At 52.2% G+C, this 20741-nt stretch carries 14 protein-coding genes, 1 tRNA gene and 1 pseudogene; 10 read left to right on the top strand and 6 right to left on the bottom strand.

Features of this window, described 5'->3' with window-relative positions:
- Window positions 1-49 precede the first annotated feature (49 nt).
- The 3 genes and pseudogenes from AC07NP_RS13200 to actS form a co-directional block, all read right to left on the bottom strand.
- Window positions 50-649: pseudogene (locus AC07NP_RS13200) on the bottom strand (integrase); the annotation flags it as partial.
- Window positions 650-783: 134 nt separating this feature from the next.
- Window positions 784-857, bottom strand: a tRNA-Gly gene (locus tag AC07NP_RS13195).
- A 79-nt stretch (window positions 858-936) separates the two neighbouring features.
- Window positions 937-1695, bottom strand: coding sequence for an amidase activator ActS (gene actS / locus AC07NP_RS13190; RefSeq protein WP_203360090.1), 759 nt, complete (start codon window positions 1693-1695; stop codon window positions 937-939).
- Window positions 1696-2012: 317 nt separating this feature from the next.
- On the opposite strand from actS, the gene xdhA reads away from it, so the two are divergent.
- Genes xdhA through xdhC form a run of 3 tightly spaced genes read left to right on the top strand, consistent with a single transcriptional unit; the run spans window position 2013 to window position 5678 of the window.
- Window positions 2013-4313 carry a xanthine dehydrogenase molybdenum-binding subunit XdhA gene (gene xdhA / locus AC07NP_RS13185; RefSeq protein WP_494660743.1) on the top strand — a complete coding sequence of 767 codons (2301 nt, stop codon included), beginning with the start codon at window positions 2013-2015 and terminating at the stop codon, window positions 4311-4313.
- Between the two features lie 10 nt (window positions 4314-4323).
- The gene (xdhB, locus tag AC07NP_RS13180) at window positions 4324-5202 is read left to right on the top strand and encodes a xanthine dehydrogenase FAD-binding subunit XdhB (RefSeq protein WP_494660742.1); all 879 of its coding nucleotides are present in this window, start codon (window positions 4324-4326) and stop codon (window positions 5200-5202) included.
- Entirely contained in the window at window positions 5199-5678 is a 480-nt protein-coding gene (gene xdhC, locus AC07NP_RS13175; RefSeq protein WP_494660741.1) for a xanthine dehydrogenase iron sulfur-binding subunit XdhC, read from the top strand. Before xdhB ends, xdhC begins: the two co-directional genes overlap by 4 nt.
- Before the next feature lie 40 nt (window positions 5679-5718).
- Here xdhC and AC07NP_RS13170 read toward each other — a convergent pair whose 3' ends face one another.
- Window positions 5719-7497 (bottom strand): sigma 54-interacting transcriptional regulator, encoded by a 1779-nt coding sequence (locus AC07NP_RS13170; RefSeq protein ID WP_494660740.1) that lies wholly within the window; start codon window positions 7495-7497, stop codon window positions 5719-5721.
- A gap of 485 nt (window positions 7498-7982) precedes the next feature.
- Here AC07NP_RS13170 and ygeW point away from each other — a divergent pair, with 485 nt between their 5' ends.
- From ygeW to arcC, 5 genes are read left to right on the top strand one after another with little or no spacing between them, the layout of a single operon-like run.
- On the top strand, window positions 7983-9170 hold the full coding sequence (gene ygeW / locus AC07NP_RS13165) for a knotted carbamoyltransferase YgeW (RefSeq protein WP_494660739.1): 1188 nt from the start codon (window positions 7983-7985) through the stop codon (window positions 9168-9170).
- A gap of 57 nt (window positions 9171-9227) precedes the next feature.
- Window positions 9228-10424 (top strand): diaminopropionate ammonia-lyase, encoded by a 1197-nt coding sequence (gene dpaL, locus AC07NP_RS13160; protein WP_494660738.1) that lies wholly within the window; start codon window positions 9228-9230, stop codon window positions 10422-10424.
- A 57-nt stretch (window positions 10425-10481) separates the two neighbouring features.
- Complete coding sequence (locus AC07NP_RS13155; RefSeq protein ID WP_203360084.1) at window positions 10482-11693, top strand: YgeY family selenium metabolism-linked hydrolase; 1212 nt, start codon at window positions 10482-10484, stop codon at window positions 11691-11693.
- A gap of 52 nt (window positions 11694-11745) precedes the next feature.
- Window positions 11746-13167, top strand: a complete 1422-nt coding sequence (gene hydA, locus AC07NP_RS13150; protein WP_494660737.1) for a dihydropyrimidinase — start codon at window positions 11746-11748, stop codon at window positions 13165-13167.
- Window positions 13168-13182: 15 nt separating this feature from the next.
- Window positions 13183-14115, top strand: a complete 933-nt coding sequence (gene arcC, locus AC07NP_RS13145; protein WP_494660736.1) for a carbamate kinase — start codon at window positions 13183-13185, stop codon at window positions 14113-14115.
- 104 nt (window positions 14116-14219) lie between these two features.
- On the opposite strand, the gene yqeB is transcribed toward arcC, so the two are convergent.
- Both yqeB and yqeC read right to left on the bottom strand, forming a co-directional pair.
- Entirely contained in the window at window positions 14220-15845 is a 1626-nt protein-coding gene (gene yqeB / locus AC07NP_RS13140) for a selenium-dependent molybdenum cofactor biosynthesis protein YqeB (RefSeq protein WP_494660735.1), read from the bottom strand.
- Window positions 15846-15892: 47 nt separating this feature from the next.
- A complete protein-coding gene (yqeC, locus tag AC07NP_RS13135) occupies window positions 15893-16663 on the bottom strand; it encodes a selenium cofactor biosynthesis protein YqeC (RefSeq protein WP_494660734.1) in 771 nt (256 codons plus the stop codon).
- Window positions 16664-16733: 70 nt separating this feature from the next.
- Here yqeC and mocA point away from each other — a divergent pair, with 70 nt between their 5' ends.
- Together mocA and ygfK are read left to right on the top strand one after the other, a co-directional pair.
- Window positions 16734-17321 carry a molybdenum cofactor cytidylyltransferase gene (mocA, locus tag AC07NP_RS13130; RefSeq protein WP_494660733.1) on the top strand — a complete coding sequence of 196 codons (588 nt, stop codon included), beginning with the start codon at window positions 16734-16736 and terminating at the stop codon, window positions 17319-17321.
- Between the two features lie 315 nt (window positions 17322-17636).
- Window positions 17637-20741 carry a putative selenate reductase subunit YgfK gene (gene ygfK, locus AC07NP_RS13125; RefSeq protein WP_494660732.1) on the top strand — a complete coding sequence of 1035 codons (3105 nt, stop codon included), beginning with the start codon at window positions 17637-17639 and terminating at the stop codon, window positions 20739-20741.

Raw genomic sequence — 20741 nt, 5'->3', positions numbered from 1 at the left:
GGGTTACCACCCAACGAATCGGAAAATCGATACTGGAAAAACTCTAAAGTGGTGGCCAGTTTTTGTTGACCACTTCATCAATAAGAGACGCGAGGGTCAGAGCTTTAGGTTCAGGGACTTCAGGCTCCGCCAATACAGATAGGGAGACAGACGGGCTTAGGCTGCTAGGCTCAAGGTAAGACAACAGGCCAGAGCTATCACCCTTGAGTCTATCCTGACAGGCTTTAAGTACGCCGATAACGTCATTGATATAGCGATGCTGGTCTACAGTCAGACGCTCAGTCGCTACAGCTTCCCGAAGGTTGGACTTAATGTCATCGTACTGGTCAACGTAAAGCTGGTAGGACTCTGGGTCGTTCAGGTCATCACGGCTGACACTAAGCTCCCACTCGACAATGGTCTTCAGGTGCTCCCGTAGCTCCTCATAAGAGGCGTTAGGGTTGTCTGCGTGGATTGCTTTAAGTGCTGACTTGATGTGCCGTGAGTGAGCCATAGCGGTACGTCTATCCTTGGTCCGTAAAGATACTGACGCTAGTTTATAACGGTTGTGAGAAGGAAGCGAAGCGGTCAGGCGACTAGTGGTCTTCATCCTAAGACGGATGTAAAAGACACCGTTACGCTGATAAAGGTAGGTTCTTGAATTGAGCATGTACTGAGACCTTAGGTCTGCTCACTACTTCAACAAAGTTAGTCACAGTGTTGGTTACAGTGAGTAAAACTATCGGAAGGCTTTAAGCCGTATCCCTTAGGATTCAGTAAGTTATTGAACTTTAAGAAGTGTGATGGAGCGGGCGAAGGGAATCGAACCCTCGTATAGAGCTTGGGAAGCTCTCGTTCTACCATTGAACTACGCCCGCTTTGAATTGCGTAAGGCATTATAAACCTTACGCTCTTGTTAGCAAGGGACTCTCACACTGACTGGCGATTAATTCACCGTCAGCATTTTGGTTTACTTCCTTGCGGCGGTAAATATCGCAGAGGATCGATCGCCGTAGCGCGATAGCGGATCTGGAAATGCAGCCGCACGGAAGCGGCGTCAGAGCTCCCCATCGTGGCAATTTTCTGCCCGGCTTTCACGCTTTGCCCGTTATTCACCAGCATCGTGTCGTTATGCGCGTACGCAGTGATGTATTCCTCATTATGTTTAATCATGATGAGGTTTCCGTAACCACGTAATTGGTTGCCGACATACACCACCTTCCCGGCACCCGCTGCATAGATAGGGGTTCCAGACGCGGCGGAAATATCAATCCCTTTATTACCGCCATCCGCTGTCGAATACCGCAGAATAACTTTACCGTTGGCAGGCCATACCCAGCAACGTTGCCCCACCGGAGGCCAGGAAGACTGCGGCACCGCAGAAGACGGTGTAACAGCAGCCGTTTTTGTCGAGGATTTCGTTGTCTTTTTGCTGGATGCAGTACTGGTTTTTGCCCCGCCGCTGACTTTCAGTTTTTGCCCTACTTCGATGGTATAAGGCGGCGAAATTCCGTTAAGACGCGCGATTTCTTTAACGCTGGTGCCCGTCACACGCGAAATACGATAGAGCGTATCCCCGCGCTTCACAGTATAAACAGAACCAGAATAGCTGCCTGCATCAGAGGATTGATCGCTGGAGCAACCGGCTAATAGCAGCCCCGCGCACAGTAACATCGCAATACTCAGGCTATTTTTGTTCAGGCATCCCGCACTCAAAACCATTCCTCGCAATATTTCCAGACACCCTATAATAACAGCCAGAAGCCGGATGCCCAATGTATTGCGTCCGGAAAGGCTCGCCATGAGCGGTATCACGACGTGACGCCCGTGTATCACAATGATTTGATTAAACTCATAATGATAAGTGGAGTAGACAGAATTCTGCGGTTATTACCATCATGGCAGCGTTATATTTTTAACATCATCACACTTCCCTGACATCCTGCCGCCAATTTGGGCTTCTGGCGTAATTCTTGCCTGATTTGACGAATACATGGCCTTAAGAACCAAATGTTCAAATCAAGGGGACGTCTATGGAAGCGCGGGAAGCAACCGCAACCGGGGAATCATGCATGCGCGTGGATGCCATTGCGAAAGTCACCGGGCGGGCTCGATACACTGATGATTATGTTATGGCGGGCATGTGCTACGCGAAATACGTTCGTAGCCCTATTGCCCATGGTTATGCCGCCAGCATCAACTGTGACCAGGCCAAAAATTTGCCTGGGGTGCTGGCCGTCTTTACCTGGGAGGATGTGCCTGATATTCCGTTTGCGACAGCAGGTCATGCATGGAGCCTGGATGACAAGAAACGTGATGTTGCCGACCGTTATCTGCTGACCCGCCACGTCCGCCATCACGGAGATGCTGTCGCTATCGTCGTGGCAAGAGATGAATTAACCGCAGAAAAAGCAGCGCTGCTGGTCAGCGTCGAATGGCAATCGCTACCTGTGATTACCACGCCGGAAGCGGCTCTGGCGCCTGACGCCGTCGAGATTCATGCCGGTGGAAATCTGCTTAAACAGAGCGAAATGACAACCGGTAATGTACAGCAAGAGATTGATGAGGCGGACTATAAGATTCAGGGCCGCTATCAGACTCCCGTCATTCAGCATTGCCATATGGAAAGCGTGACCTCTTTTGCCTGGATGGAAGAGGATTCCCGGATTTCAATCGTCTCCAGCACACAGATCCCCCATATTGTGCGTCGGGTAGTTGGTCAGGCGCTTGGTATTCCGTGGTCGTGCGTTCGTGTTATCAAACCGTATGTCGGCGGTGGTTTTGGCAACAAGCAGGATGTGCTGGAAGAACCGATGGCGGCATTTCTGACCAGCAAACTCGGCGGCATTCCAGTGAAAGTGTCTCTCAGCCGCGAAGAGTGTTTCCTCGCTTCGCGCACCCGCCATGCGTTTACGATTAGCGGGCAACTGGGCATTAACCGTGACGGCACGCTGAAAGGCTACAGTCTTGATGTCCTGTCAAATACCGGTGCCTACGCCTCGCACGGCCACTCCATCGCTTCCGCCGGTGGTAATAAGGTCGCGTATCTTTATCCTCGCAGCGCTTACGCTTACCGCTCCACGACGTGCTACACCAATCTCCCCTCCGCAGGCGCGATGCGCGGATATGGCGCGCCACAGGTGGTATTCGCCGTAGAATCCATGTTGGATGACGCCGCCGCCGCATTGGGCATCGATCCGGTAGACATCCGTTTACGTAATGCTGCCCGAGAGGGAGATTCGAATCCAATAACGGGAAAACGCATCTACAGTGCAGGACTCCCGGAATGTCTGGAAAAAGGCCGCGAGCTGTTCGAGTGGGATACGCGCCGCGCTGAATGCCAGAACCATCCGCAGGGTAATATCCGTCGGGGGATTGGCGTCGCCTGCTTTAGTTATACGTCCAACACCTGGCCTGTAGGGGTCGAGATCTCCGGAGCCCGTCTGTTGATGAATCAGGACGGAACGATCAACGTTCAGAGCGGCGCTACCGAAATTGGTCAGGGGGCCGATACCGTGTTCTCGCAGATGGTGGCTGAAACCGTCGGCGTACCGGTCAGCGATGTGCACGTCATTTCAACACAGGACACCGATATTACGCCGTTCGACCCAGGCGCATTCGCCTCTCGCCAGAGTTATGTTGCCGCTCCGGCACTGCGTAAAGCGGCATTGCAGTTGCGGGAAAAGATCCTGGCGCATGCAGCTGAAATAGTGCACCAGTCAGCCATGAGTCTGACGCTGAAGGGCGGCAATATCGTCCTCACCGATCGTCCAGACGATCCGTTACTGTCATTAAAAGATCTGGCCATGGATACGTTTTATCATCCGGAACGCGGCGGTCAACTATCGGCAGAATGCTCGGTAAAGACAACCTCGAATCCGCCCGCGTTTGGCTGCACGTTTGTCGATCTGACGGTCGATATCGCGTTGTGCAAGGTCACCATCAACCGAATCCTTAACGTCCACGATTCCGGGCACATCCTGAACCCGTTGCTGGCGAAAGGTCAGGTCCACGGCGGTATGGGGATGGGCATTGGCTGGTCGCTGTTTGAAGAGATGATCATCGATGCAGACAGCGGCATTGTGCGTAATCCCAACCTTCTGGATTACAAAATGCCCACCATGCCCGACCTCCCGCAGTTGGAAAGCGCCTTTGTCGAAACGCAGGAGCCGCAATCCGCTTACGGACATAAATCGCTGGGTGAACCCCCCATCATTCCCGTCGCAGCGGCCATTCGCAATGCAGTAAGAATGGCAACAGGCGTAGCGATAGACACGCTGCCCCTGACGCCGAAACGTCTGTTTGAGGAGTTCCATCTGGCAGGTTTGATTTGAGGATATCACCATGTTTGATTTTGCTTCTTACCACCGCGCTTCGGCTATTTCCGATGCCATCAGCCTGCTGACATGCTATCCGCAAGCGAAACTGCTGGCTGGTGGGACCGACGTGCTGATTCAACTTCATCATCACAATGACCGCTATCGCCATATTGTCGATATTCACAATGTGGCGGAGCTGAAAGGGATTACGCTTACCGATAATGGCGCACTGCGAATAGGCTCCGCCACCACCTTTAACGAACTGATTGAACACCCTTTAACGCAACGTCATCTCCCTGCGTTGTGCGCCGCAGCCGCCTCCATCGCCGGACCGCAAATCCGTAACGTCGCCACCTACGGCGGCAATATATGCAACGGCGCGACCAGCGCAGACTCTGCGACGCCAACCTTAATCTATAACGCCACACTTGAGATTCACTCACCAAAAGGGGTGCGTTTCGCCGCGATTAACGGTTTTCACACCGGTCCTGGCAAGGTTTCTCTTGAGCATGATGAAATTCTGGTCGCCTTCCACTTCCCACCGCAGCCTGCAACCCATAGCGGCAGCGCGCATTTTAAATATGCAATGCGTGACGCCATGGATATATCCACCATCGGTTGCGCAGCATTCTGTCGACTAGATAACAGTAATTTCAGTGAGTTAAGGCTGGCTTTTGGCGTCGCTGCACCAACGCCAATCCGCTGTCAGCATGCCGAACAGACAGCGCAAAATGCACCATTAACCCAGCAAACGCTGGACGCCATCAGCGAAGCCGTCATACAGGACGTCGCTCCGCGCTCTTCCTGGCGTGCCAGTAAGGAGTTTCGTCTACATCTCATCCAGACAATGACGAAAAAAGTGATCAGTGAAGCCGTCGTCGCGGCGGGGGGAGTACTGCAATGAACCACACCGACAGAATCGCGATGGAATGCGAAATCAATGGCATCCCTTTTCAGCTAAGCATCATGCCAGGGATGCCGCTTTCCGAACTGTTACGCGAACAGGGATTGCTCAGCGTGAAGCAAGGGTGCTGTGTGGGTGAGTGCGGCGCTTGTACCGTACTGGTCGACGGAACTGCCATCGACAGCTGCCTGTATCTGGCCGCGTGGGCGGAAGGAAAGCATATCCGCACTCTGGAAGGCGAATCGGTTGGCGGTCAGCTTTCCCGCGTTCAAATGGCTTACGCGAAATCCGGCGCCGTACAGTGCGGCTTTTGCACGCCAGGTTTGATCATGGCAACAACCGCGATGCTGGCTAAACCGCGTAATAAGCCGCTAACCATTCTTGAGATCCGCCGTGGCCTGGCAGGGAACCTGTGTCGTTGCACCGGTTATCAGATGATCGTCGATACCGTTCAACGCTGTGAAGAGCAGAAATGATCTACTATCCGGCCTGAGTGCAGGCCGGATAGTAAAAGATTTATACGTTCAACAGCTCATACTTTTTGATCTTGCGATACAGCGTGGCGATACCGATGCCGAGCTCATCTGCCACCTGCTTTTTACTCGAGTGTCGGGACAGCGCTTCACGGATCATCTGTTTTTCCATCTCTTCCAGCGCAGTACCTCCGGCATCATCAGACAGCAGATGCGTGGCGCTGGTGACAACCCCTTCTGTGTCTGGCGCTTTACCATTGCTGGTAAGATTCGGTGGTAAAAGCGTACTGTCTATTACTTCACCAGAGGGAACAACGTTAACCAGATACTCCATTAGATTACTCAACTCGCGCAGGTTGCCCGGCCAACGATGGTGCCTGAGCAGAGCCACAACATCCGGTGCGATACCCGGATAAACCAGTCCCAAACGGCGAGTATGCAGATGCAGGAAGTAATGCACCAACAGTTCGATGTCCTCCTGGCGTTCGCGTAGGGGTGGTAACGTGAGCGGAATGACGTTCAGGCGGTAGAAGAGGTCTTCGCGGAACTTCCCCTCAGCAATGAACTGCCCAAGGTTCTGGTTAGTGGCCGAGATAATACGAATATCGACCTGTACCGGGCTACTGGCACCAATGGGCAAAACCTCCCTCGCTTCAATAGCTCTTAGCAATTTCGCCTGCAACATTAACGGCATATCGCCAATCTCATCCAGAAACAGCGTTCCGGTGTTAGCCGCCTGAATCAGACCTGTTTTTCCGTTAGCAGATGCGCCGGTAAACGCGCCTTTCACATAACCAAACAGTTCACTTTCCAGCAACTGCTCCGGAATAGCAGCACAGTTAATGGCGATAAAGGGCTTATTTCGTCGCTCACTCAGTTTGTGGATAGCCCTGGCAACAACCTCTTTTCCTGTACCACTTTCCCCCACAATCATAATGCTGGAAGGACTGGGGGCGATGCGGCCAATCAACCGCTTAAGCTGGCGCATAACCCGACATTCGCCAACCAGTTGCTCAATATGCGGTTCGTCCGGCGCAATCGCTACAGACGAACTGGTATGCGACTGGTGGAATGCCATCAGGAATAATTGCCGCCCCTGAACGCTATGTAACTGACCAATAATCAGCTCACTTTTATCATCCCAGGAGACAATATGTTGCATATGTCCATGGGTGAAATTACTTTCAAACGTTAACGGCCTGAACCTGACTGATTTGCCAACCATATTATTCTGTACAACGCCGAGTATTTTCAGCGCCGTTTGATTAGCAAACTGCACACGGTTATCTTCATCAATAACCAACACGCCCTGGTCCATATTCTCAATCATCGTAGAGAATATTTTACTGATACTGTCACTCCCTCCCTGATCCTCCAGAAGCTTCGAAACAAAAATCGTGGATATATGGCGAACGTAATCTGAAAATTCCCGTAGGTTGTCATTGATATGTTCTTGCTGCTCATGCGTTACGGCAATCAGGCTTATCACTCCCACACATCGCTCCTGTAAAATAACCGGGGTTCCCAGGAAGGCTTTCTCACGGCAATTTTCTTTGCTGTCGCACCCTTCGCACAGCGGATCAAATCGGGAATGTGTGACGACTTTTTCTTTTTTTGTTTCCAGAACATAGCTCAGCAGTCTGGAATTTCCACTCAATTGACGACCGAGAAATTTTCCATAAGCGCCAGTACCTGCGACGCGGCACAGGTTCTCATCAACGATCTCAACCTCAAGTTGCAAAACGCTGGCAAGCATTCTGGCGAAACGCTGAATTGTCGGTTGAATATGCATCAAAACGGACTGCGTAGTTGCAAGCACCATGTTTTACCTTCCGAATCGCTTAAATGACTGATCATTTAGGACATTTATGGTTCGTAAAATATAATGATATTAACTCAGACAGAATTTACTTTGATAGAAACACGGGCTGTTTATCATTTTCTAATGAAATTATGGAAGAGAAATCACATTTCCATATCAATATGAGAATTACCGGCATTAGTTTATCAAACTGACGAGTCGTAACGTACGCACCAACATTAATTCTTACGACGACCCACAGTGACGAACGCAATATTTAAAAGCCAAACGTTTTCGTTTATTCATTCCTTTAGGATGCTTCAGCATAATTTGTGATCAGGAGCACATATAGTCTGACAAAATACCCTTTCGCCGCCATTTATATAATTCTGGCACACTTATTGTTAGTCCCAGGTATGGCTGTGATAACCCCAATCAGGAGGCTTAGTCACAGTGAAACAAAATAAACCGTTTTTTGCCTGTCATTCCACTACCGGGACCTTACGATGAAAACTGTTAATGAGCTGATAAAGGATATCAATTCGCTGACCTCACACCTTCATGAGAAGGACTTTTTGTTAACGTGGGAGCAGACGCCGGACGAACTAAAACAAGTACTGGATGTTGCTGCGGCGCTGAAAATACTGCGTGCCGAGAATATCGCGACGAAAGTCTTCAATAGTGGATTAGGTATCTCTGTTTTCCGCGATAACTCCACCCGTACTCGCTTCTCTTATGCCTCCGCCCTCAACCTGCTCGGTCTGGCTCAGCAGGATCTCGACGAAGGAAAATCACAAATCGCTCACGGTGAAACCGTGCGTGAAACGGCCAACATGATCTCTTTCTGTGCCGATGCTATCGGCATTCGCGACGACATGTATCTTGGCGCAGGCAACGCCTATATGCGCGAAGTTGGCACCGCACTTGATGACGGTTACAAACAGGGCGTCCTGCCGCAGCGTCCAGCGCTGGTCAACTTACAGTGTGACATCGACCACCCGACCCAGGCGATGGCCGACCTTGCCTGGCTGCGCGAACACTTTGGCTCGCTGGAAAACCTGAAAGGTAAAAAAATCGCCATGACCTGGGCTTACTCACCCAGCTACGGTAAACCCCTTTCCGTACCGCAGGGCATTATTGGTCTGATGACCCGCTTCGGTATGGACGTCACGCTGGCGCATCCTGAAGGCTATGACCTGATCCCAGATGTTATCGAAGTCGCGAAAAACAACGCCAATGCCTCAGGCGGCAGTTTCCGTCAGGTCACCAGTATGGAAGAGGCATTCAAGGACGCCGACATCGTGTATCCGAAGTCATGGGCCCCGTACAAAGTGATGGAAAAACGCACGGAACTTCTGCGCGCTGACGATCACGCAGCCCTGAAAGATCTGGAAAAACAGTGTCTGGAACAGAACGCGAAGCATAAAGACTGGCACTGCACTGAAGAGATGATGAAGCTCACCCGCGATGGTGAGGCACTTTACATGCACTGCCTGCCAGCAGATATCAGCGGCGTCTCCTGCAAAGAGGGGGAGGTCACCGAGGAAGTGTTCGAAAAATACCGCATTGCCACCTACAAAGAAGCCAGCTGGAAACCGTACATCATCGCCGCGATGATCCTGTCCCGTAAATATCCAAAACCAGGCGCATTGCTTGAGCAATTGCTGAAAGAAGCACAAGTACGCATGAAATAAAATCCCGAGCCGACCTGCCGGTCGGCTCTCCATTCCTGGAGGCCAAAAGGATAGGATATGTCCGTGTTCTCATTGAAGATCGATATTGCCGATAACCATTCTTATACTGGCGAAACGTCACCGCTCTTTTCGCAGAAACAAGCCAGAGTGGCACGCCAGTTCCACCAAAAAATTGCAGGATATCATCCGACGCCGCTCCGCGCGCTGGACGGCCTTGCCAGCCTCTTTGGCGTGAAAAAAATCCTCGTCAAAGATGAATCACAACGTTTTGGACTTAACGCATTCAAGATGCTCGGTGGTGCCTACGCCATCGCCCGACTGCTCTGCGAAAAATATCATCTTGATATAGAGACGCTGTCCTTCGAGCAGCTCAAAAAAACCATTGGCGAAAAAATGACGTTCGCCACAACCACTGACGGTAACCATGGTCGTGGCATCGCATGGGCAGCCCAACAACTCGGGCAAAATGCGGTTATTTACATGCCTAAAGGCTCAGCCCAGGAACGGGTTGATGCCATTCTCAACCTCGGGGCAGAGTGTATTGTCACCGACATGAACTATGACGATACCGTTCGCCTGACCATGCAGCATGCCCAACAAAATGGCTGGGAAGTGGTGCAGGATACCGCCTGGGAAGGCTACACAAAAATTCCCACCTGGATTATGCAGGGTTACGCCACTCTGGCTGATGAAGCGGTGGAGCAGATGCGTGAGATGGGCGTTACACCTACCCACGTTCTGCTGCAAGCTGGCGTTGGCGCAATGGCGGGCGGCGTACTGGGCTACCTGGTGGATGTCTACACTCCGCAACAGCTACGCAGCATCATCGTCGAGCCGGATAAAGCCGACTGCATTTATCGTTCAGGCGTAAAAGGCGACATCGTTAATGTCGGCGGCGATATGGCCACCATCATGGCCGGTCTGGCCTGTGGTGAACCGAACCCGCTCGGCTGGGAAATTTTGCGTAACTGCTCAACACAATTTATCTCCTGCCAGGACAGCGTTGCCGCGCTGGGGATGCGCGTGTTGGGCAATCCATTGGGCAACGATCCGCGAGTCATCTCTGGCGAGTCAGGCGCTGTTGGCTTAGGCGTTCTGGCGGCGGTTCACCACCACCCGCTACGTCAGACCCTGATGGAAAAACTGGCGTTGAATAAAGACTCCGTCGTGCTGGTTATCAGTACTGAAGGCGATACCGATGTGAAGCACTATCGTGAAGTCGTCTGGGAAGGCAAACATCCGGTCGCACCGTAATCACCCTATTGGAACAGACTCCGTAGGAGATACGGGGTTAAATACTGGAGAAAAATAATGGCTAAGCACATTCCATTCAAATTGATTCTGGAAAAAGCAAAAGACTACCAGGCCGATATGACGCGCTTCCTGCGCGATATGGTCGCCATCCCCAGCGAAAGCTGTGATGAAAAACGCGTCATACATCGTATTAAAGAAGAGATGGAAAAAGTCGGCTTCGATAAGGTAGAAATCGATCCGATGGGCAACATCCTCGGCTATATCGGTCACGGCCCACGCCTGGTCGCGATGGACGCCCACATTGATACCGTAGGTATCGGTAATATCAAAAACTGGGAATTCGATCCCTATAAAGGGATGGAAACCGATGAACTGATCGGCGGGCGCGGTACGTCTGACCAGGAAGGCGGTATGGCGTCAATGGTTTACGCTGGCAAGATCATTAAAGATCTCGGTCTGGAAGATGAATACACGCTGCTGGTCACCGGTACGGTGCAAGAAGAGGACTGCGACGGCCTGTGCTGGCAGTACATCATCGAGCAGTCAGGCATCCGTCCGGAATTCGTCGTGAGTACCGAACCTACCGACTGCCAGGTGTATCGCGGGCAACGCGGCCGTATGGAAATTCGCATCGATGTACAGGGTGTCAGTTGCCACGGTTCGGCGCCGGAACGCGGAGATAACGCCATCTTCAAAATGGGCCCGATCCTCAACGAATTACAGGAACTCTCACAACATCTGGGCTATGACGAATTCCTCGGTAAAGGCACGCTGACCGTTTCTGAAATCTTCTTCACTTCACCAAGTCGCTGTGCCGTCGCAGACAGCTGCGCTGTTTCTATCGACCGCCGCCTGACCTGGGGTGAAACCTGGGAAGGCGCGCTGGATGAAATCCGCGCCCTGCCTGCGGTCAAGAGCGCAAACGCCGTGGTCTCCATGTACAACTACGACCGTCCATCCTGGACCGGGCTGGTTTACCCGACCGAATGCTACTTCCCGACCTGGAAAGTAGAAGAAGATCATTTCACCGTTAAAGCGCTTGTCAGCGCCTATGAAGGGCTGTTTGGTAAAACGCCGGTCGTTGATAAATGGACCTTCTCCACCAACGGTGTCTCGATCATGGGACGTCACGGAATCCCGGTCATCGGCTTTGGACCAGGCAAAGAACCAGAAGCCCATGCGCCGAACGAGAAAACCTGGAAATCTCATCTGGTCACCTGTGCTGCAATGTACGCGGCTATTCCACTGAGCTGGCTGGCAACACAATAATTATCCTTCTCGCGTCTCCCTCCGGTTCGCCGGGGGGAACATGGAGTCTGCTATGCGCGTATTAATCAAAAATGGCACTGTCGTTAACGCTGACGGACAAGCAAAACAAGACTTACTGATTGAGAGCGGCATCGTACGCCAACTGGACACAGAAATTACGCCACAGCTCCCCTGTGAAGTTATTGACGCAGCTGGCTGTTACGTTTTCCCCGGTGGCGTGGATGTACATACACATTTCAATATTGACGTAGGACTCGCCCGTAGCTGTGATGATTTTTTTACCGGTACCCGCGCGGCGGCGTGTGGCGGTACAACAACCATTATCGACCATATGGGATTTGGGCCGACAGGATGCCGGTTGCGTCATCAACTGGAGGTTTATCACGGTTATGCCGCGCACAAAGCGGTGATCGATTACAGCTTCCACGGCGTCATTCAGCATATCAATCACGCCATCCTCGATGAGATCCCGATGATGGTTGATGAGGGGATCAGCAGTTTCAAACTGTATCTGACGTATCAGTACAAACTCAACGATGACGAAACGCTGCAGGCGCTGCGCCGTTTGCATGAGTCTGGCGCGCTGACCACCGTACATCCGGAAAATGACGCCGCTATCGCCAGTAAACGCGCTGAATTTATCGCAGCAGGGTTAACGTCCCCACGCTATCACGCGCTGAGTAGACCGCTGGAGTGTGAAGCTGAAGCTATCGCCAGGATGATCAATCTTGCTCAGCTCGTCGGCAACGCACCGCTGTATATCGTCCACTTGTCCAACGGATTAGGGCTGGACTATTTACGTCTGGCCAGAGCCAATCATCAGCCGGTATGGGTTGAGACGTGTCCGCAGTATCTCCTGCTCGATGAGCGTCGTTATGACGCAGAAGACGGCTTGAAATTCATACTCAGCCCACCGTTACGCAATGTCCGCGAGCAGGACAAACTCTGGTGCGGCATCAGCGACGGCGCGGTCGATGTGGTAGCAACCGATCACTGTACATTTTCGATGGCGCAGCGCCAGCAGATCTCCGGCGGAGATTTCAGCCGTTGCCCCAATGGGTTACCCGGTGTGGAAAACCGTATGCAGCTCCTCTTCTCCCACGGCGTAATGAGCGGACGCATTACGCCAGAGCGCTTTGTCGATTTAACCAGCGCAATGCCCGCCAGACTGTTCGGTCTGTGGCCGCAAAAAGGGCGGCTGGCGCCAGGTTCTGATGGTGATGTGGTCATTATCGATCCGCGGCAACGCCAGGAGATTCGCCATGCCGACCTGCACGATAACGCCGGTTACTCCCCCTGGGAGGGGTTCCACTGTCAGGGAACGATTGTCAGAACACTCTCCCGTGGCGAAACCCTCTTCTGCGATGGTGTCTTTACCGGTAAAGCGGGTCGTGGGCGATTCCTGCGACGCAAACCATTTACGCCTCCCGCGATGTCACACAGCCCGGGATTCATGAAACAGACAACGGAATAAAATGAGTGAGGAAAAATGAGTAAGAAAATTGTTCTCGCGCTGGGTGGGAATGCGCTGGGAGACGATCTGGCGGGACAGATGCAGGCGGTTAAAATTACCTCTCAGGCCATTGTGGATTTAATTGCGCAAGGCCATCAGGTGATTGTCACCCACGGCAATGGACCTCAGGTCGGAATGATCAACCAGGCTTTTGAAGCTGCAGCAAAAACTGAAGCGCATTCCCCGATGCTGCCGATGTCCGTCTGTGTGGCGTTGAGCCAGGGCTATATCGGCTACGATCTGCAAAACGCGCTACGCGAAGAGTTGCTCTCTCGCGGTATGCACAATCCGGTTGCAACGCTGGTGACTCAGGTAGAAGTCGACGCCAACGATCCCGCCTTCCTCAACCCGACCAAACCGATCGGTTCGTTCTTCACTCAGCAGGAAGCAGAACAACTGGAGAAGCAAGGTTATACGCTAAAAGAAGATGCGGGACGTGGTTACCGCCGCGTAGTCGCATCCCCTAAACCGGTAGACATTATCGAAAAAGAGACGGTCAAAGCGTTGGTTGAAGCGGGTCAGGTCGTCATTACGGTTGGCGGCGGCGGTATTCCGGTGATCCGTGAAGGTTTACATCTACGTGGTGCCAGCGCTGTCATTGACAAGGACTGGGCCAGTGCCCGACTGGCAGAGATTATCGATGCGGATATGCTCATCATCCTGACTGCTGTTGAAAAAGTGGCGATTAACTTTGGTAAAGAAAATGAACAGTGGCTGGATCGCCTGTCGTTAAACGATGCAGAGCGCTTTATCAACAAAGGCCATTTTGCCAAAGGATCAATGCTGCCAAAAGTCGAAGCAGCTGCCGCATTTGCCCGTTCACGTCCAGGACGCGAATCCTTGATTACGGTGTTGAGCAAAGCGAAAGAAGGGATTGAAGGGAAAACCGGCACGGTCATTTGCCAGTAACCCGTTCGCCAGGTAGCAACTCTAACACGTCTTATCGGGCCTACATTGCGAACATATGCTGTAGGTCCGATAAGATAAGCACAGAACCCGCCGGCGATTCGGCGTCAGGCAACTTCCAGTACTTTCTTAGTCGATTTCACGCCCTGATGCATCAGCATCATTAAGGCCTCCAGTACACCGCCGCCAATCGCCCTTGCTTTATCGGATACGCTGGTAAAATCAGCCGTCTCGCCACGGGGGTCAATATCGCCAATTTTAAAACCGCCTACGACCGCCAGACCGTCATTTAACAATCCACGCACCATTCCCGACAGCGGCGCTTTAATTTCACTTTCGCCAACCCAGGCAATCACGTCCCCCTCTTCCACCAGGTCGCCTAATTTAACGTGGGTTCGCATAATGCCCGCAGCTGGCGCACGGATCACGCGCCGGGAAGTATGCCCCATAATATTTCCAGGAACGCCGGTATTTTCCTGCGCGCAACCGGCGTAAATGACTTGTCCGAGCCAGTGCCCGCGATTTGTTTCAATCACCGCATCACAGTCTTCGCCTGCAGTAAATCCAGGCCCAAGAGCAATCGTCACTGGTGCCATATCAGAGCGTGTACCGAGGTTTTGTTTTGCCAGAATAGCATCCACCACGCAAACAGGTTTCAGCGTATCAATCAGCGTACAGGCAGGATCAATCAATACGGGAATAAAACCGCGATCCGACAGCATGACGGCGTCCTCTGAGGTGGTTGCCAGCCGCGCCGTTACGCCTTCTACCGTCATCTCCCCATCGAATACAGCCTGAGCAAATGCTACGCTACGGCGAATCACCGTCGGTTTTTCCGCCTCCAGCATGATCACTTTGAATCCGGCATGGAACAAACGCAACGCCACACCACTGGCGATATCCCCCGCGCCACGAATCACCACACGTTGATGTCCAGACGGATGCGCCGCCCGCATCATCAACCCACCAGGCGCATTGTTTTTAACCTGTAGGATCTCCGCCAGCACGCTTACAGCAATCTCCTGCGGCGTTTCAGCGCCAATGTTATAACCCACCGGAGCATGCAGGCGGGCAATGTGTTCTTCACTGACGCCTTTTTCCCGCAACTGGCGCATGAAAAGTTGGACCTTGCGGCGACTCGCCAACAAGCCGAGCCATGCAATGGGTCGTTCGATCAGCTTATCCAGCGCTTCCCGATCCTGATTGTTCGTCGCGATGAGTACAAAATTATCTTCCCGGATATCCAGTGCATCCACTGCGGCGGCAAAGGAGTCGGCATGCAACAAGTGGACAGAAGGAGGAAAGGAATCCGGGTTTAAACTGTCGCGATAGATATCCGCCACGGCAATATCAAACCCCAGCAGCGCTGCGCCCTGCGCGATTGCGCGATTCACATGCCCGGCACCAATTAATACCAGACGAGGTCGCAGACCGTGCACACTAATAAACACTGACATCGCGCCCCCGCAATCCGATCCCACGGCATCAGCGCCGTTACGCGCCATCCGCCCATGAAACAGACGCGGTTTTCTTTCTTGCAACGCCTGTAGCGCTTCATCAATAACTTTTCGTTCTACCATCCCACCGCCAATGGTACCGATGATAGACCCATCCTGACGTACCAGCATTTGTGCGGAATGGCGGGGTGTTGAACCCCGGCTATCAACAATTTGCGCCAGCGCAAATGGACAATTTAGCGATTCAAGTCTTGCAGCCTCTGTGAAAATATTCATAAAAACCTCAATGGATATCCTTTCGGTAACCCGGTTTCCCGGGGTCGCTATCTCACAAATCTGCGTGTGATTGCAGGGCGTTCCTGGGCATCCCCCAACCAGACGGCATCAACATCTCCCTGTAATAGCGGTTGAATCAGTTCATTTTCATCAACGTTATTCTCACATTGAGAAAAACGGTTGATGAACCAGATCCGTCGACTGGCTGGCGGTGCGTTCTTAAATGCGCCCTGCGGATGTTGAACCAGCCGGATTAGCTCCCTCAGCTGTAGGGGAACATCTGCCCTCAGGCCAGTGATCCCCGCAAACTGCGGCCATCGATGCACATTGTTTGCCCCTGTTTTTTTCCCCAGGGTATGCCCGCCCATAACGGCAATCACACTGCAACTGCATTCAGGTATGCAAGGTTCGTGCTCATCCGGCGCTTTCAGCGGGAATCCACGAGCGCCATCAGCCTCGACGAGAATCACGTCACATTCTGGCCGTTCAACCAACGCATCAATCACCGCGGGCTGAAAGCCACGTGCTTTTCCCAATGGCGCTTTCCACGCGTGAAAACAAACCTGTATGGGTTGCATGAGTTGTTGACGAGGTAATTTCGCGGGTTCGTGGCAGAAGATGATCGGCCAGGGCGTCTGGGGCAGAAACATATGCGTGGTCGTTGTGATCAATATCCGTCGGCCACAGGCGTGAAAAAGTTGAGCCAACCAGAAAAGGGTGCTGGTTTTCCCCCCCGCACCGACAACCGAAATAATCGACGGGTGTTTCTGTACACCCAAATCAAAGAATAAAGATGTGGGGGTTATTATACTCTTCACTATCCTTCATGAGCCTCTGTGGTGACGACATTCTCTGGTCATGCCATAACAACCAAATAAAGGAATCACTATGCCAGATATCGACTGCATAATTACTGCCGCCGGATTATCATCAAGAATGGGAAAATGGAAAATGATGTTACCCTGGCAAGAGGGAACAATTCTTGATGCAAGTATCAAAAATGCGCTGCAATTTTGCAGCCGAATTATTTTAGTCACCGGCCATCGCGCCGATGAACTTCATCATCGTTATGCAAACCTGTCGAATATCACTATTACTCATAACCCAGAGTATGCCCATGGATTATTTTCGTCAATACAAACGGCAGCCACCGCGGTGAGCAGCGAATACTGCTTTATCACTCATGGCGATATGCCCAGTCTGAATGTGAATATCTTTAGCAAACTCTGGTCGTTACGTAACAATGGCGCCCTCATTCCATGCTATAAAGGAATGCCAGGACACCCTGTTTTATTGCCAAAATCGTGTCTGATACAGGCTATATCTCAACCGAATGTCAGCAGTATGCGCCAGGCATTACTGATGGGCGAACATTATACGATTGAAATGACAGATGCTGGCATTACTTTAGATATCGATACTCCCGAGGATTTTATTAATGCACAGAAAAAGCAATATAAAAAATCGACCAACTGAGTTAAACGATTGCGTTCAAATATTTTCACCGCATCCTGCTCCCTTATCATAATGATAAGAATTCGCTAATTTTGAGAAAAATAAGCAACCTCATGAAACACCCCTTGCCAATATCCGCTCAGACTGATTTTAATTCTCATTTGGTATCTGTGAGATATTTCACAAAGCACGACCAAGATTAGAACCCCCTCACAAAATTTTATTTTTATGCCGTTGACTCGGCAGACTGGTGCGAATGTTGCTCTATATCCCCAAACCGCCGGATTTATCTCTACCGGTCAACCAATGATATCTGTATAAGCTAAGGAGAGGGTTATGGGGGATATTATGCGTCCCATTCCGTTTGAGGAGCTTTTGACGCGCATATTTGATGAATACCAACAACAACGCTCTATCTTTGGTATTCCCGAACAACAGTTTTACTCGCCAGAAAAAGGGAAGTCGGTCAGCGTATTTGGTGAAACCTGCGCCACCCCCGTCGGCCCCGCCGCTGGCCCGCACACTCAGCTTGCCCAAAACATCATCACCTCCTGGCTAACCGGTGGTCGCTTCATTGAACTCAAAACAGTCCAGATTCTGGATCGTCTGGAGCTGGAAAAACCCTGCATTGATGCTGAAGATGAGTGCTTCAACACCGAATGGTCCACCGAGTTCACACTGCTAAAAGCCTGGGATGAATACCTCAAAGCCTGGTTTGCCCTGCACTTGCTGGAACAGTTACTGCAGCCTTCCGACTCAAATGCGGGTAAGTCATTTATCTTTAATATGAGCGTCGGCTACAACCTTGACGGAATTAAACAGCCGCCGATGCAACAGTTCATCGACAATATGATGGACGCATCGGCGCATCCTAAGTTTGCGCAATACCGCGACACGCTCCACCAGTGGCTGCATGACGACGCATTTTTGGCTCTTCACGACCTGACCCAGCAACGAGAAAATCTGCAGGCATTACTTGCCCGCATCCCTGCCAGCATGGTACAGGGGGTTACGCTTTCGACCATGCACGGTTGTCCGCCGCACGAAATCGAAGCCATCTGCCGCTACATGTTAGAAGAGAAAGGGCTGAATACCTTCGTGAAGCTCAACCCAACGCTACTGGGCTACGAGAGAGTGCGTGAAATTCTTGATAACTGCGGCTTCGGTTACATTGGACTGAAAGAGGAATCGTTCGAGCACGATCTTAAGCTGGCTCAGGCCCTGGAAATGCTGCAACGGCTGATGGTACTGGCAAAAGAAAAATCGCTCGGTTTCGGCGTAAAACTGACTAACACGCTGGGGACTATCAATAACAAAGGCGCCCTTCCCGGCGAAGAGATGTACATGTCTGGTCGGGCGCTGTTCCCACTCTCCATCAATGTGGCCGCCGTACTTTCCCGCGCCTTCGACGGCAAATTACCGATCTCCTATTCCGGCGGAGCAAGTCAACTGACGATCCGCGATATCTTTGATACCGGTATTCGCCCTATCACCATGGCAACCGACCTGCTGAAACCCGGTGGTTACCTGCGCCTGAGCGCATGCATGCGGGAACTGGAATCATCAGATGCGTGGGAGATGAAACATGTCGATGTCGCACGCCTGAACAAGCTGGCGGAAGACGCCATTACCATGGAGTACACGCAGAAACACTGGAAGCCGGAAGAGCGTATCGACGTTGCTGAAGGTTTACCGCTTACCGACTGCTATGTTGCACCATGCATTACAGCCTGTGCCATCAAACAGGACATTCCGGAATACATTCGCCTGCTCGGCGAGCACCGCTATGCCGACGCGCTGGAACTCATCTATCAACGCAACGCCCTCCCCGCCATCACGGGCCATATCTGCGATCACCAGTGTCAGTACAACTGCACCCGACTGGACTATGACAGCGCGTTGAATATCCGTGAACTTAAAAAAGTCGCGCTGGAGAAAGGCTGGGAAGAGTACAAACAGCGCTGGCATAAACCGGCCGGTTCCGGTTCACGTCATCCTGTCGCGGTGATTGGCGCGGGCCCTGCGGGACTCGCTGCGGGTTACTTCCTCGCCCGGGCTGGGCATTCAGTTACCCTGTTCGAACGTGAAGCAAACGCGGGTGGCGTGGTTAAAAATATCATTCCTCAGTTCCGTATTCCGGCGGAGTTAATTCAGCACGATATCGACTTTGTCGCCGCTCACGGCGTGAAGTTTGAGTATGGCTGCGCGTCGGATCTGACCGTTGAACAGTTAAAAAATCAGGGCTACCAGTATGTTCTGATCGCGACCGGTACGGATAAAAACAGCGGCGTGAAGCTGGAGGGGGATAATCCACACATCTGGAAATCACTCCCCTTCCTGCGCGAATACAACGCGGGTGCAGACCTGACGCTGGGCAAGCATGTGGTGATCGTCGGCGCAGGTAACACCGCGATGGATTGCGCTCGTGCCGCGCTACGCGTACCCGGCGTGGAAAAAGCCACCGTTGTTTATCGCCGTTCATTGCAGGAAATGCCCGCATGGCGCGAAGAGTACGAAGAAGCGCTGCATGATGGCGTTGAATTCCGCTTCCTGAACAATCCGGAACGTTTTGATGCCGACGGCACGCTAACGCTGCGTGTGATGTCACTTGGCGAACCCGATGAGAAAGGTCGGCGCCGTCCCGTTGAAACCAGCGAAACCCTGACCCTTCATGCTGATAGCCTGATCACTGCCATTGGCGAACAGCAGGATACAGAGGCGTTAAATGCAATGGGTGTACCGCTGGATAAAAATGGCTGGCCGGAGGTCAACAATAGCGGTGAAACACGTCTTACCAACGTCTTTATGATTGGCGACGTCCAGCGCGGTCCCTCTTCCATCGTTGCGGCTATCGGCTCTGCACGTCGGGCTGCGGATACTATCCTCTACCGGGAAAATATTCGTTCCCACCACGGAGATAAGCACTGGAGCAACGTCAGCCCCGCAGAGATCTACCAACGCAAAGGCGCGATATCCGTGGCGATGGTCGACAAAGACGATCGCGACGCGTTTGTTGCACAGGAAGCGGCGCGCTGCCTTGAATGTAACTATGTCTGCAGCAAGTGCGTTGACGTCTGCCCGAACCGCGCCAACGTTTCGATTCCGGTTCCCGGCTTCCAGAACCGCTTCCAGACACTGCACCTGGACGCGTACTGCAACGAATGCGGCAACTGCGCCCAGTTCTGCCCGTGGCAAGGGAAACCGTACAAAGACAAGGTCACTGTCTTCAGTCTTCCACAGGATTTCGACAACAGCAGCAACCCGGGATTCCTGGTGGTAGATGATCAGGTGCGGGTACGGCTGAACAGTCAAAACTGGGTATTAAACATGAACAGCGAAGGTCAGTTCGCCAGCATACCGCCAGAGCTGGATGAAATGTGTCGCATCATCAGCTATGTCCACCAGCATCATCATTACCTGCTGGGTCGCGTGGAGGCGTAA

The sequence above is a fragment of the Citrobacter sp. GW821-FHT07H02 genome, assembly GCF_059418505.1.
Note: the sequence above shows the minus strand (reverse complement) of the source record. Positions and strands in the feature narration are given on the sequence as shown.

Coding starts and splice junctions, on each gene's coding strand:
- ygeW (WP_494660739.1), top strand. CDS start 7,983: ATGAAAACTGTTAATGAGCTGATAAAGGATATCAATTCGCTGACCTCA.
- AC07NP_RS13170 (WP_494660740.1), bottom strand. CDS start 7,497: ATGGTGCTTGCAACTACGCAGTCCGTTTTGATGCATATTCAACCGACA.
- AC07NP_RS13155 (WP_203360084.1), top strand. CDS start 10,482: ATGGCTAAGCACATTCCATTCAAATTGATTCTGGAAAAAGCAAAAGAC.
- xdhC (WP_494660741.1), top strand. CDS start 5,199: ATGAACCACACCGACAGAATCGCGATGGAATGCGAAATCAATGGCATC.
- dpaL (WP_494660738.1), top strand. CDS start 9,228: ATGTCCGTGTTCTCATTGAAGATCGATATTGCCGATAACCATTCTTAT.
- hydA (WP_494660737.1), top strand. CDS start 11,746: ATGCGCGTATTAATCAAAAATGGCACTGTCGTTAACGCTGACGGACAA.
- yqeB (WP_494660735.1), bottom strand. CDS start 15,845: ATGAATATTTTCACAGAGGCTGCAAGACTTGAATCGCTAAATTGTCCA.
- ygfK (WP_494660732.1), top strand. CDS start 17,637: ATGGGGGATATTATGCGTCCCATTCCGTTTGAGGAGCTTTTGACGCGC.
- xdhB (WP_494660742.1), top strand. CDS start 4,324: ATGTTTGATTTTGCTTCTTACCACCGCGCTTCGGCTATTTCCGATGCC.
- xdhA (WP_494660743.1), top strand. CDS start 2,013: ATGGAAGCGCGGGAAGCAACCGCAACCGGGGAATCATGCATGCGCGTG.
- arcC (WP_494660736.1), top strand. CDS start 13,183: ATGAGTAAGAAAATTGTTCTCGCGCTGGGTGGGAATGCGCTGGGAGAC.
- mocA (WP_494660733.1), top strand. CDS start 16,734: ATGCCAGATATCGACTGCATAATTACTGCCGCCGGATTATCATCAAGA.